General features: G+C 46.6%; 13 protein-coding genes. 10 read left to right on the top strand and 3 right to left on the bottom strand.

Annotated elements, in window-relative coordinates:
• Window positions 1-83 precede the first annotated feature (83 nt).
• Window positions 84-719, top strand: a complete 636-nt coding sequence (locus H3S82_RS09260) for a CoA pyrophosphatase (RefSeq protein WP_198233202.1) — start codon at window positions 84-86, stop codon at window positions 717-719.
• Window positions 716-1,969, top strand: a complete 1,254-nt coding sequence (locus H3S82_RS09255; protein ID WP_369458726.1) for a CCA tRNA nucleotidyltransferase — start codon at window positions 716-718, stop codon at window positions 1,967-1,969. The genes H3S82_RS09260 and H3S82_RS09255 overlap by 4 nt, the downstream gene beginning before the upstream one ends.
• Window positions 1,970-2,158: 189 nt before the next feature.
• Here the strand turns inward: H3S82_RS09255 and hemF are convergent, their stop codons facing one another.
• Both hemF and H3S82_RS09245 read right to left on the bottom strand, forming a co-directional pair.
• Window positions 2,159-3,073 carry an oxygen-dependent coproporphyrinogen oxidase gene (gene hemF / locus H3S82_RS09250; RefSeq protein ID WP_198233562.1) on the bottom strand — a complete coding sequence of 305 codons (915 nt, stop codon included), beginning with the start codon at window positions 3,071-3,073 and terminating at the stop codon, window positions 2,159-2,161.
• 93 nt (window positions 3,074-3,166) lie between these two features.
• Window positions 3,167-3,637 (bottom strand): tRNA (cytidine(34)-2'-O)-methyltransferase, encoded by a 471-nt coding sequence (locus tag H3S82_RS09245; RefSeq protein WP_198233563.1) that lies wholly within the window; start codon window positions 3,635-3,637, stop codon window positions 3,167-3,169.
• A 615-nt stretch (window positions 3,638-4,252) separates the two neighbouring features.
• On the opposite strand from H3S82_RS09245, the gene H3S82_RS09240 reads away from it, so the two are divergent.
• From H3S82_RS09240 to H3S82_RS09215, 7 genes are all read left to right on the top strand, one after another.
• Window positions 4,253-6,091, top strand: a complete 1,839-nt coding sequence (locus H3S82_RS09240; RefSeq protein ID WP_198233502.1) for an ABC transporter ATP-binding protein — start codon at window positions 4,253-4,255, stop codon at window positions 6,089-6,091.
• 300 nt (window positions 6,092-6,391) lie between these two features.
• The gene (locus tag H3S82_RS11300) at window positions 6,392-6,517 is read left to right on the top strand and encodes a hypothetical protein (protein WP_255519316.1); all 126 of its coding nucleotides are present in this window, start codon (window positions 6,392-6,394) and stop codon (window positions 6,515-6,517) included.
• A 178-nt stretch (window positions 6,518-6,695) separates the two neighbouring features.
• The gene (gene petA / locus H3S82_RS09235) at window positions 6,696-7,247 is read left to right on the top strand and encodes a ubiquinol-cytochrome c reductase iron-sulfur subunit (protein ID WP_198233501.1); all 552 of its coding nucleotides are present in this window, start codon (window positions 6,696-6,698) and stop codon (window positions 7,245-7,247) included.
• Window positions 7,248-7,252: 5 nt separating this feature from the next.
• Window positions 7,253-8,527, top strand: coding sequence for a cytochrome bc complex cytochrome b subunit (locus H3S82_RS09230; protein ID WP_198233503.1), 1,275 nt, complete (start codon window positions 7,253-7,255; stop codon window positions 8,525-8,527).
• Window positions 8,521-9,363: a cytochrome c1 gene (locus H3S82_RS09225; protein ID WP_198233500.1), complete on the top strand. Its 843-nt coding sequence runs from the start codon at window positions 8,521-8,523 to the stop codon at window positions 9,361-9,363. Before H3S82_RS09230 ends, H3S82_RS09225 begins: the two co-directional genes overlap by 7 nt.
• 6 nt (window positions 9,364-9,369) lie before the next feature.
• Window positions 9,370-9,918, top strand: a complete 549-nt coding sequence (locus H3S82_RS09220) for an adenine phosphoribosyltransferase (RefSeq protein ID WP_198233499.1) — start codon at window positions 9,370-9,372, stop codon at window positions 9,916-9,918.
• Window positions 9,919-10,592: 674 nt separating this feature from the next.
• On the top strand, window positions 10,593-11,033 hold the full coding sequence (locus tag H3S82_RS09215; RefSeq protein ID WP_075868913.1) for a PRC-barrel domain-containing protein: 441 nt from the start codon (window positions 10,593-10,595) through the stop codon (window positions 11,031-11,033).
• 230 nt (window positions 11,034-11,263) lie between these two features.
• Here H3S82_RS09215 and ychF read toward each other — a convergent pair whose 3' ends face one another.
• Entirely contained in the window at window positions 11,264-12,367 is a 1,104-nt protein-coding gene (ychF, locus tag H3S82_RS09210) for a redox-regulated ATPase YchF (RefSeq protein WP_077972165.1), read from the bottom strand.
• A 219-nt stretch (window positions 12,368-12,586) separates the two neighbouring features.
• Between ychF and H3S82_RS09205 the strand changes: the two genes are divergently transcribed.
• Complete coding sequence (locus tag H3S82_RS09205) at window positions 12,587-13,255, top strand: L,D-transpeptidase (protein WP_198224161.1); 669 nt, start codon at window positions 12,587-12,589, stop codon at window positions 13,253-13,255.
• Window positions 13,256-13,657 lie beyond the last annotated feature (402 nt).

Here is a 13,657-nt window from a genome sequence, read left to right as displayed (position 1 = left end):
TTCAAGGCTTGTAACAGAAAAATAACAGAAATGAAGCGTGTAAAGAGTTTCGAGCAACAATTTGCCAAAAAGGTTCTAAAAAATTGAATGCAACAAATGCCCCTTTACTTATCGACGATGTTATAAAAAAATTTAACGAGCCAATAAATTTTTCGAAAAATTGTCAGGATTCGCAAGGTTCTTCTTCGCCCCTTTTCAAATCGAGGCAAAAAAAAGACCGTCCTTCATGGCAGCGCTCGGCAGTGCTTGTCGGAATTATTGAAGTGTCCGGGTTCCCCAATCTCGTTTTAACTAAGCGAACGGCAAAACTTCATAAACATTCCGGACAGATTGCTTTTCCGGGCGGAAAAAGGGAAGCGCATGACAAAAGTGACGAGGAAACAGCAGTTCGGGAAGCTTATGAGGAAATAGGACTGAAACCGGATGATTTCACCAAATTGGGAGAGCTGCAATTCCACTATACCGCGACAGGTTTCGAGATTCGACCGGTGGTCGGCCTTATTCATGAAGGCGTAGAATTTACCAAAAACGATAACGAGGTTGATGAAATATTTACCGTTCCGTTATCTTTTGTGCTCGACCCAAAAAATTATGTAATCATTTCAAAGCCGTTTGGCACGGAAAAACTGAGCTTTTATGCAATTTCCTATAAGAATTATTATATATGGGGGGCAACGGCGGCTATGATTCGTTCGCTCGCAGAAAGGTTATCCCGGTGACTACGCTTAATATCGCTAAAAAAGCCTTGTGGCTTCACGATGAGGGACTGCAACAATTGCTTCATTGTCTTTCGGAAAATGGCGAGGAAGCGCGTGTTGTGGGCGGTGCTGTGCGCAACCAGCTTTTAGGATATCCGGTGAACGATATTGATATTGCTACAACCTGTTTGCCGGACGAAATCATCAAACGGACAAGCGAAAAAGGCTTCAAAGCGGTGCCAACCGGCTATGAACACGGCACAATCACGGTGGTGGTCAAGGGCCACTCCTATGAGGTGACGGCCCTTCGAGCCGATATTGAACCGGACGGTCGTCGCGCTAAAGTGGTTTTCGGTCGCGACTGGAAAACCGATGCGCAAAGGCGCGATTTTACAATCAATGCCATTTATGCCGATGCCGAAGGTAAAATCTATGATGATGTCAACGGTCTTGACGACATCGAAACCGAGACATTGCGTTTTATCGGTACAGCCGAGGAGCGTATTCGCGAGGATTACTTGCGCATTTTAAGATTTTTTCGTCTTTATGCATGGGTTGGCAAAGGGCGTCCGGATGCGGAGGCTCTCAAAGCCTGTGTTCGCCTTAAAGACGGACTTTTGCAATTATCGGCCGAGCGGGTATGGTCGGAAGTTAAAAAAATGCTTTCCGCTCCCGACCCGACGCGGGCGCTTTTGTGGATGCGGCAAGCCGGAATTTTAGGAATTATCCTGCCGGAAACTGAAAAATGGGGGATTGATGCATTCCGTCCGCTTGTTGAAACCGAACATGTTTTGAGGCTTCCGGCCGACCCGTTATTGCGGCTTTTTTCCATTGTTCCGCGTGATGAAGTGCGGTTGAAAAAAATGGCCGAGCGCTTGCGCTTTTCCAAGTTGGAAAAAACGCGGTTGATGGATTTCGCCCGTATGTTCCCGATCAGATATGATTGTTCCGATATCGAAATCAAAAAGCTTGTCTACCATCACGGCAAACAGGCCATTCTCGACGAATTGACATTGGCACTTTCCAAAGCGCGCGCCCATGCTTTGAGCAATGACAATGCGCTTGTTGAAGCAAGCCATTATACACGGCTCAGAAAATTGGCCGAGCTTTATGAGGTTCCGGTTTTTCCCTTGACCGGAAAGGATCTTTTTCCACTCGGCATTACCGAGGGGCCCGCAATCGGTCACAAACTTAAAGCGCTGGAAAAGCTCTGGGTAGAAAGCGGCTTTTTATTGGACCGGAATGCGCTCCTTGATATGGCAATGGCGTAACCGGCTATTGCGCCCTTGCCACCTGCCTGCTTTCATGCGTAACAGATGAAAAGCCGTTTCAAGCTTGTCATTTTCTTAAAACCTTGGCGCCATTCCGGTTTTTATCTTTTAAAACTGTAAAAGCTGTTTTCAGGGCTTTCGCCAAATTAAATGGCTAAAGCCATTTAGTGTTTTTATTTAGTTAAATGGCTAAAGCCATTTAACGGTCGGCGGAAGAGAAGAGAGAATGCTCTCGATATTTCCACCGGTTTTGAGCCCGAAAATAGTGCCTCTGTCGTAAATAAGGTTGAATTCGACATAGCGGCCACGCTGGACAAGCTGGGCGTTACGCTGTTTTTCTGTCCACGGTTTGTTGAAGTTTTCACGCACAATCGAAGGGTAAACAATGTCGAAAGCGCGGCCAACATCCTGCGTAAAGCTGAAATCGGCTTCCCAACCGCCAGCTTCCTTGCTGCTATGGAGCCAGTCGTAAAATATGCCGCCTACGCCACGCGGTTCTTTGCGGTGTTTCAAATAAAAATAGTCGTCGCACCATCTCTTGAATTTCGGATAATCGGCAACAGTCGGGTGGCGTTCGCAGACATATTGGAACGCCTTATGAAAAGTTTGAGTATCAACATCCGACTGGGTGCGCCGCTCGGCAAGCATCGGTGTCAAATCCGCACCGCCGCCAAACCATTGGCGGGTTGTAACGATCATGCGGGTGTTGAAATGGACGGTCGGCACATGCGGGCTTTGCGGATGCACAATAAGCGAAATACCACTTGCCCAGAAGCGCGGATCATCTTCTGCTCCGGGAATTTCTCGTCTGAATTCCGGTGAAAATTCACCATAAATGGTCGATGTCTGGACAGCCGCTTTTTCAAAAACCCGTCCCTTCATGACCGACATAACACCGCCGCCATTCATGCCGCCGGGTTTTTCCCACGGGGTTCTGACAAATGAACCGGCAGAAAAATTGGAAAATTGCCCCGTCAGTTCCCGTTCCAGTTTTTCAAGTGAATTACAAATTCTATCCCGTAATGATTGGAACCACTCTTCAGCCCGCTTTTTCTTGTCTTCGAGATCGGCAGGCATGTCATCGGGAATGTCTCTATTCGTCATAATCCGTCTTAAATCTGTCAAATCGTTTAGAATAACTCTAGAAAAGAGATAAGGGTTGAAAACAGCTTTGTCCACTCATTATTAGTTAGCCGACTAATTGTATGAGGTCTGTTTGTTGATCTGGCGTAGCGCTTCGCTAACGCCGATGGCGACACTGACCGCAAGGTTGAGAGAACGCGCAATTTTGACCATGGGGATGGTCACTTCAGCGTCGACAGCTTGATGGACATAATCGGGAGCACCTGCTGATTCCCGCCCGAACAAAAGCACATCATTGTCTTCAAAAGAAAAGCCGGTATAGGGCGCATCTGTTTTTGTGGTAAACAGGATAAGACGGCGGTTTTCAGCATTCTGTTCGGTCAGAAAATGTTGCCAATCAATGTGCCGCTTCAATGTTGCAATTTCGAGATAATCCATGCCCGCACGTTTCAAATGGCGGTCGGAAAGGTCAAAACCTGCCGGTTCGATAATGTCGACAGGTACGCCGAAACAGGCGCCCAAACGCAAAATTGTACCGGTATTTCCGGCAATATCAGGCTGAAAAAGTGCAATACGAACTGTCATGCGTGTTGAATAGGCTTTTGACCCCGCCATTGTAAAGAGGAGGGAAAGCAAGGAAACACATGAAATTCACAATTCTTGGGAGATATGCTTTTTTCTTCCAGAACGTAGTTTTTTTGGCGAACATGCTTTTCTGTTCAAATTTTCTGTTCGGGCAACTGAAACACGTAAAGTCTGCCACCGGCCTTTTTGATTTGTCTAACTTTATAACATCTGTCTTTATAAAAATTACGTTTTCTCCCGTTTCATTATCTTAGCGTGCGTTTGATATCATGAAAGCCCTGTTTGTTGCGGGAAACGTCTTGTAAGCGGGCATTTTTGACCTATCTTCAAGGAGGCGCAAAAACCGTTTTATTGTCGTCATCAAACCCGCTTGCGGAATTTTCCTGTCAATTAAATTCGGGAGAAGTCGGGAGCAAAAAAGTTTCCCGCTTTGAAAAATCCGCCGGTTTGTGACAAAAAGACATATAACACTTGAAGCCATGAAACACTTCGCCAATCGGGTCGTTCCAAGGGGCCGGATCGTTCCACAGGTTGTGTGTTCAGGTTTTGTGTTCGGGCAGGGGTCGAACACCATTTTGAGACAGCTAAAATAAAGCAGAAACAAGGAGCTCGACCATGTTTGGATGGTTTGAACGAAGACTGAACGCTTTTCCCGAAAAAGAGCTGAAACGCCCACCGCAAAATCTGTTGGGTTTCTGCCTTTATTATACGGAAGGCGTTTGGCCGTGGTTGATCTTCATGGCAATTTTTACGGCTCTGATTGCGGTGACAGAAGTTTCGCTTTTCGGGTTTCTGGGCAGTATTGTCGACTGGCTTAATGCCAATTCACGGGCAACATTTTTTGAAACGCAGGGCGTAAAGCTTGCACTCATCAGTGTGCTTGTCGTTCTCATCCTGCCATTTTTTGTCACCATGCACAGTATGGTGATGCATCAGACATTGCTTGGCAATTATCCGATGCGGATACGCTGGCTTGTGCACCGTTATCTCCTTGGTCAATCCATGAGCTTTTTCCAGAACGAGTTTTCCGGACGCATATCGGCAAAGGTCATGCAAACAGCTTTGTCTGTGCGCGAAACGGTGATGAAGCTTTTTGATGTTTTAAATTATGTGATTGTCTATTTCCTTGGCACACTGGTGATTGCCGCCTCATCCGACTGGCGGTTGATGGTACCCTTTCTCTTGTGGATTATCAGCTATATCGGGTTACTCAAATATTTTATTCCGAAATTGCGCGACGCATCCGAAGCGCAGGCCGATGCGCGTTCGCTTATGACGGGGCGCGTTGTTGATTCTTATACCAATATTGCAACCGTCAAACTCTTTTCCCACCATGCAAGGGAGGAAAGCTTTGCCCGCGAAGGGTTCGAGCATTTTCAGGGCACAGTTTACAAACAGATGCGGCTGATCTCGAAATTTTCGATCAGCGTTTATGTGTCGAACTGTATTTTATTGTTTGTTGTGGGCGCGCTCGGCATCTGGCTATGGCAAAGGGATGCCATCCTTGTCGGCGCTGTTGCGGTCAGCATCGGCCTTGTCTTGCGGCTTAATGGCATGGCGCAATGGATTATGTGGGAAATGGCCGCACTTTTTGAAAATATCGGCATTGTCGAAGATGGAATGCATTCCATTGCACAGGACAGAATCGTCGAAGACAAGAAAGATGCCAAAAAACTTGTCGTCAAAAAAGGCGATATCCGGTTTGAAAATGTCGGCTTCCACTATGGCAAGGGCAAGGGAATCTTGAAAGATTTCAACCTTCATATCGAGCCGGGGCAAAAGGTCGGCGTCGTCGGGCGTTCGGGCGCCGGTAAATCGACGCTTGTCAATCTTCTCTTGCGTTTTCATGATGTCGAAGAGGGAGCTATCCTGATTGACGGGCAAAATATCGCCGATGTCACACAGGAAAGCTTGCGCGCGGCCATTGGCGTGGTGACACAGGATACTTCGCTGTTACACCGTTCGCTTAAAGACAACATTCTCTATGGCCGCCCTGATGCCAGCAATCGTGAATTGCTTGAAGCGGTGCGGGATGCGGAAGCTGCCGATTTTATCGACAGTCTGCGCGACCAGAATGGCAAGACAGGATATGATGCCTTTGTCGGCGAACGGGGCGCGCGCCTTTCCGGTGGCCAGCGCCAGCGCATCGCCATTTCGCGGGTCATGCTCAAAGATGCGCCGATCCTTATTCTTGACGAGGCAACCTCGGCACTCGATTCGGAAGTGGAAGCCGCCATTCAGGAAAATCTCGCCCGCCTGATGGAAGGAAAAACTGTTCTTGCTATTGCCCACCGCTTGTCGACAATTGCGGAAATGGATCGCCTCATCGTTATGGATAAGGGAAAAATTGTCGAAGATGGCACACATGAAGAATTGCTTTTGAAAAACGGTATCTATGCCCATTTGTGGAACCGGCAGGTTGGCGGCCATCTCGATCTTGATGAAGAGGCTTGAATAATGAGATCGGTTTTCTGAAAAGAGTTGAAATCACGCTGAAAATAGCCATTCGCAATAAACCTAGCTTTTCGTTGCGGGTGGCAAGAGAACAGACCTCGCTTTTTGCTTACGGTTTTGCGAATAAAGTTTTGTCAAAACGCATTTAAAATTTACGCTTCTTATGTCGTTTTTTATATGGTATTTTCGGTTGAGCTTATCCGCATAGGCTTTTTGGGGGGTAAGCTTACTCCACCTTAAAAAACCCGCTCTAACAAAACCTTTTCATTGCCGGAAATAGTGAAGAGAGCTGCAAAAGCAATGAAAAACAAGAAAGCCGAAACATGCTGCTTGTTTTTAATCGCTGCTCCATATTTTAAAAAACCGTATTTTGAAAAACTTGTCAGTGTTTTTATGGGTGACAAACAACAAGCTGCCGTTATTTGAAACAATTGAAGAAAAGTTACTCATAATCGTGCAGCAATTGGCTGTGAAAGTTGCAAAAACAGTTGCGTTCCGGTTATCATCATTTTTAAAGCGTGGACAAATTGGTGCTGTGTGTTAAACAACATACGTTTGACCAACAGGCACCAACCTTTTTCCGACAGGTTAAAAACCTTTTACAATGAGCAGCGAAAAGACACGACGCGATTTTCTTTTTCTTGCAACCGGCGTTGCCGGTGCGCTCGGCGTCGGTTCGGTAGCCTGGCCTTTTATCGACCAATTGCGGCCTGATCAAAAGGTTCTGGCAAGTGCCACAATCGAGGTTGATATTTCCGGCATTGAAGAGGGAATGTCGGTTACGGTCAAATGGCGCGGGCAGCCAGTGGTCATTCGCCACCGTACCGAAAAAGAAATTGCCGATGCCCGAAATGTCGACTTGGAAAAGCTCAAGGATAAGGATGCGGCAAATCCCAATCTTGAAGGGCACCAAACCGCCACCGATCTTGCCCGCTCGGCTGGCAAGGGGCGCGAACAATGGCTTGTTCTCATCAATATCTGCACACATCTTGGTTGTGTGCCGCTCGGGCAGTCGGGTGCTTTTGGCGGCTGGTTCTGTCCCTGTCATGGTTCGGTTTATGATACGGCCGGAAGGGTGCGTTCCGGCCCCGCTAATCGCAACCTCGAAATACCGCCTTACCGTTTTTTGTCTGACAGCCTGTTGCAGATCGGATAGATATGATGACCAAACCTTCATCCTATAATCCGAAATTTGCTCTGACACGCTGGCTTGACGCACGGCTTCCGATTTTGCGTTTTCTCTATAATCTTGGTGTATCGTTTCCGGTGCCGAGAAATCTCAATTATTTCTATACCTTCGGCGGCATCCTCACACTCATGCTGGTATCGCAAGTTCTAACCGGCATTGTCATGTCGATGCATTATATACCGGATGTGACATTGGCTTTCGATGCGCGTGAACGGTTTATGCGCGACGGCCAGTTCGGTTGGCTCTTCGAGCCATGGCATGCTGTCGGCTCGTCATTCTTTTTCATTGCAGCCTATATCCATCTTGCCCGTGGTCTTTATTATGGTTCACACAAGCGACCGCGCGAACTCATCTGGATAATCGGTGTGCTGATCTATCTGGTGATGATGGCAACCGCGTTTTTAGGCTACACACTTGTCTGGGGCATGATGTCGACATCGGCAGCTTCGGTCATTTCCGGCCTTTTCAAGGCTATTCCGGTTATCGGCCCATGGCTTCACGAAACATTACTGGGCGGTTTCAATGTCGGCCAGCCGACACTCAATCGCTTTTATTCTTTGCATTATCTTTTTCCGTTCATTCTGGTTTTTCTTGTCGGTTTGCATATATGGGCTGTCCACCATGTCGGACAGAACAACCCGACAGGTGTGGAAGTGAAGTCGCCCTCGGAAACCGTACCTTTCACACCCTATGCGACGATCAAAGATATTTTCGCAATCAGCGTATTTCTGATTTTCTTTGCGTGGTTTTTGTTTTTCATGCCCGATTATATGGGCCACCCCGATAATTATATCGCCGGTGACACCATGACCACCTCACCGCATATTGTGCCGGAATGGTATTTTCTGCCCTTTTATGCGATGCTGCGCGCAATTACATTCGATTTCGGGCCGATCAGCTCGACATTCGGCGGTGTGCTGGTATTGATGGCGGCGGTGTTGATCTGGTTATTCGTGCCATGGCTTGACCGCTCGAAAGTGCGTTCTGCGCGCTATCGTCCCGCTTTCAAATTGTTTTACTGGCTGTTTATTGTCGACGTGGTGGCACTTGGCATATTGGGGGCAGCACCCATTACAGAAAGTAGCGTATTCTGGTCGCAAATTGCCACACTTTATTATTTTGTATTTTTCCTTGTCATCATGCCGTTCTTGCCGAAGTTTGAAAAAACTTTGCCTGTTCCTTCTTCCATTAGCGAAGATCTCGAAAAAAAAGAAGCAAAGGCCAAAGGGGGGTGGCGGCTATGGTAAGAATACTCACTCTCCTTTGGCTTGGTGTTTTAGCCGTTGTCCTTGCGCCTCTTGCTGTTTTTGCCGAAGAGGGCGGTGAGGCGCATTACCCGTTGAAGCTTTCCGAAAAACAGAGCTGGAGCTTTTCCGGCCCCTTTGGCACTTATGATCTTCAGCAATTGCAGCGCGGTCTCAAGGTTTATAAAGAGGTTTGCTCGACCTGCCATTCCTTGAAATATGTTGCTTTTCGCGATCTCAAGGCACTTGGCTATAGCGAGGAACAAATAAAAGCTTTTGCCAAAACCTATGACATTCAGGACGGGCCGAACAGCGAAGGGGAAATGTTTGTTCGTAAAGGCTTGCCGACCGATTATTTTCCTTCACCATTTCCAAATGTCGAGGCGGCAAAATTTGCCAATAACGGCGCCAATCCGGGCGACCTGTCGCTCATGGCAAAAGCCCGCGCAGTGTCTTTGCCGTTTCCGGCCCTCATTGCCGATATTCTTACCAACTATAACGAAGCAGGACCTGATTATATCACGGCACTTCTTACCGGTTATAGCGACCCGCCGGAGGGAGCAGAAGTTGCGGAAAATAATTGGTATAACCCTTATTTCAATTCGGGAAATGCGCTTGCCATGCCGCCCCCTTTAAGTGATGGCATGGTGGCGTATAATGATGGTACAGAAGAAACAACTGAAAATTACGCCCGTGACGTATCGGCCTTTTTGATGTGGACTGCCGATCCGCATATGGAAACACGCAAGAAGACCGGTTTTCGTGTCATCTTGTTCTTGATAGTTTTTGCCGGCCTTACCTATGCCGTGAAAAGACGCATATGGAATGAATTGGATTGAAAATTGATGACAAATGAAACTCTTGAAGAAACACTGAAAAAAGCGATCCGCACTATTTCGGATTATCCGAAACCGGGGGTGAAATTCCGCGATATTACCACTTTGATGGGCAATGCCGGTGCTTTCCGGCGCACCATTGACGCGCTGGTTTATCCTTACATAGGGCTTAAAGTCGATAAAATTGCCGGTGTGGAAGCACGCGGTTTCATTCTGGGCGGGGCTGTTGCCCACCAGCTTTCGGCAGGCTTCGTGCCAATCAGGAAAAAAGGCAAATTGCCTTATGACACGGTGCGTATTGCCTATAGTCTTGAATATGGCATTGATGAAATGGAAATGCACCGCGATGCGGTGAAACCGGGTGAACGCGTGGTACTGGTCGATGATCTTATCGCCACCGGCGGAACAGCCATTGCCGCAGCCGAGCTGTTGCACCAGATTGATGCGGAAATCGTTGCTGCCTGTTTTGTCATCAATCTGCCCGACCATGGTGGCGCCGACAGGCTTCGACAATTGGGGGTTGATGTCCATACACTCGTTTCTTATGAAGGCGATTGAAGTTTGAAGCCTTGAAAACGTGGTTCTCTTTTAAAATGTAGCAGCGCGTTTAAAAGTAACTAAAGATGTTTTCAACGAGGGCTGTTTTTCGTTTCAATCTTTTCAGGCAAATTGTTGTTGATAGAGCAGGCGTTTTTTTAACGCCTGATTGTTTTTGATTTTCTTTCTTCCCAACCGGCTTTGAAATTCTAATCTTCGACGGCTAATGGCCGATCACCAAGAGAACAATCAAATCCAATAGAGCAATCAAATAATGCCGGTTTTTCATTCTCGCCGCACATTCGATGTGTTTTTGGCTTCGCTTTGAAGCTCTTTTGCAATGTTTACCGGTGGGATTCAAAAAAATCAAACGGTGAGAGAACCGGACGTTTCAAGCCGAACGGTCTTAAAAAGAGATAACGTTCAAAACAGAAAACGTTTGAGGAGCTTGTTTTTAAAAAACAAAGATTGCCCACAAAGCCGAAGACTAGTGTACGGAAAATACTAAAACTTGTTCCGAGTATAACATCCATAAAATGCAGTAAAAACATTCAAAATAAAAAATTCTATAATGAAATACTCATTAAAAGAATTATTATAATGAAAAATAAATTGAAAAAATAAATAAAAATTGGAACCATTCGAATTTTTATACGTTTTGCCTAAGTAATTAACATTATTATGAGGCGTATTAAATGAAAAGACTGGCACTTATCACTGTTTTGGCAGCAACACTCGCTGGAACTGCATTTGCACAATCTCCAAAAATTACAATCGAAGCACCGAAAGAACCGGCTTCGGAAGTCAAGCTGCCGAATGGTGATGTCGTTGTTCGTTATGTCACACCGACCGAAACAGATTTTATTGCTTCGAGCTTGATTGATACAAAAGTATTGAACAAGCAGGATCAGGCAATCGGCCAGATCAAGGACATTATCATTCGCCAGAATAATGTAGCGGGCATTGTTGTGGGCGTCGGCGGTTTTCTTGGTGTTGGCGAGCGTTATGTGGTTGTTGACCCGACAAGCATTTACATGCGCCACGAGAACGGAGCATGGAAGGTTGTCGTGAACGTTACCAAAGAAAGCCTGATGGCTGCTCCTGAATTCAAATATGAAGAGCATAAGAAGCTCTGATTACAAATAACAGTTCGATAGGCGAGAACGCTATCTTCATCGAAAGGTTATTTTTCTATCGAAAGCCTATGGTTTTCTATAGAATCTATTTGAAAAAAGCCGTCCGGAATTTTTCCGGACGGCTTTTATATTATCAGTTTTCGAGATCCTCACGAAAATATTAAAACCGGTTTGTTTATCAAAAAACTTCCGGAAAATGAGCAAAACCGGTGCGATAGGTTGTAAGGAGATCAGGAATTATGCTTGAAAAGCATGACATCGCCATCTTCAACAACATAATCCTTGCCTTCGTCGCGCGCTTTGCCCGCTTCTTTTGCCGCAACTTCACCACCAAGATCGACATAATCCTGATAGGCAATCGTTTGCGCACGGATAAAACCGCGTTCAAAATCGGAATGGATAACGCCTGCCGCCTGTGGGGCTTTGGTGCCGCGCTTGATGGTCCATGCGCGGGTTTCTTTGGGACCACAAGTAAAATAGGTAATGAGGTCAAGAAGATGATAGCCGGCGCGGATCAACCGGTCGAGCCCCGGTTCATGAAGCCCCAGCTCCTCAAGATATTCTTTTGCTTCCGCCTCCGGCAATTGGGCAACTTCCGCCTCGATTTCAGCAGAAATAATAACACTTTCGGCTCCTTGTTCGGCAGCCATTTTCTCGACAGCTTTTGAAAAATCATTGCCGCTTGCCGCATCGCTTTCGGCAACATTGCAAACATAAAGCACAGGCTTCGAGGTCAACAAATTAAAGGAATCAAGAATTTGCCTGTCATCGGCGGAAATATCTTTGATAAGGAGGCGTACCGGCTTGCCATTTTGTAAAAGCTTCAAAGCCTCTTCCATCATGGGAAGAACAGTCAAAGCTTCCTTGTCTTTGCCGGTTGCGCGTTTTCTCATTTGCACAATGCGCCGCTCGAGACTTTCAAGATCGGACAGCATCAATTCTGTTTCAACCGTCGCAGCATCCGAAACCGGATCAATCCGGCCTTCGACATGGGTGATATCGTCATCAATAAAACAACGCAGCACATGGACAATGGCATCGACTTCGCGAATATTGGCCAAAAACTGGTTTCCCAATCCTTCGCCTTTTGAAGCACCACGAACAAGACCGGCAATATCGACAAAGCTGATGCGTGTGGGAATAATTTCTTTCGAACCGGCAATGGCAGCAAGCTTTTTTAACCGCGGATCAGGGACAGCAACTTCACCGGTATTCGGTTCGATTGTACAAAACGGATAATTGGCAGCCTGAGCCGCCGCAGTTTTTGTCAAAGCGTTAAAGAGTGTGGATTTGCCCACATTGGGTAATCCGACAATACCACATTTAAAACCCATGGAAATTCTCTCAATCCTAATCCGGTAAGCTTGTCAATATGACTGGTTCTATAGCACGTTTTTTAACAGAAACCAGTTAAAGAGCCAATTTTGATGCGAAAAAGATACAGTTGTTCCGATTTTTATCTTCATTCTCGTTTTTGCCAAAAACTTGCCTATTTTAACGATTGGCTAAGCTTTCAGTGTTAGCAACAATCCGATATTTTGTATGGAGTTATCATGAGGCACCTGTCTCGGCGTACATTCATCATTGCCGCACCTTTGGCGCTCGCCGCCTGCGTAAGCAATCAACCACAAGTAGAACAGTCATGGCCGGTTCCGGCCGATATCAAAGCGCTTTATGGTCCGGTGATGAACGAACCTTATCCGCTCCCGGCTGTCGATATGAGCAAGATCAACCCGAAATACTGGCGTCAGGAAGTGGCGTTCAACGGTCCTTATCAGCCAGGTACTCTGGTTGTCGACACGCAAGCACGTTTTCTCTATCTCGTTCAGGAAAACGGTCGCGCGCTACGCTACGGCGTTGGCGTCGGCAAAGCCGGTCTGGCGCTTGAAGGGGAAGCCATCGTACAATATAAACGCATGTGGCCGATCTGGCATCCGACACAGGATATGATGGAGCGCGAACCCGACCGTTACGGACATCTGGGTGATGGTATGCCGGCAGGACCGGATAATCCGCTGGGTGCACGCGCACTTTACCTTTTCAAGGATGGGCGAGACACATTGTTCCGGATTCATGGCTCCCATGAAGAATGGTCAATCGGCAAGGCGGTGTCGAGCGGGTGCATACGCTTGCTCAATCAGGATATTATCGACCTTTACGGCCGTGTTCCCGAAGGAACCCATGTTATTGTTCTACAACATAACGAGCAGGGGCTTTCCTGAGATAAACCCCGTCATTGCTGACAAAAACACCATAGAGAAAAGAATTTTCCCGCAAGACACTTGAATGTTTTGCGGGTGTTCTTTTCTGGAAAAAACGCAAACAACCTAAATTTTGCCATTTCGGATTTTGTGATTTTTGCATGAATTTTTTGTTTTTTGAAATCGCGTCCGGTAACAAATGTCATTTACCCCTGATTGTTTTTCCCGTTTTTTCTCCTGTTAAAACAGTTAGAAAAAAGCGGTTTTGTCAGGTCGGCAATTGATCGCTTTGTCGGCTTTGAAAAATTCGAGTGCCGACAATTATGCAACCCTGCTGTTTTTCAAAGGGGAACAAGCAGGGGCGAAAATCACAATTGAATTGTTTGACGCAGAAACTGTTTAAAGCAGGAACCGCTTAAAGCA

The sequence above is a fragment of the Bartonella sp. M0192 genome, assembly GCF_016102305.1.
In the GTDB taxonomy this organism is placed as follows: domain Bacteria; phylum Pseudomonadota; class Alphaproteobacteria; order Rhizobiales; family Rhizobiaceae; genus Bartonella; species Bartonella apihabitans.
The sequence above is the reverse complement of the archived record's forward strand: the minus strand, read 5'-3'. Positions and strand labels throughout refer to the sequence as shown.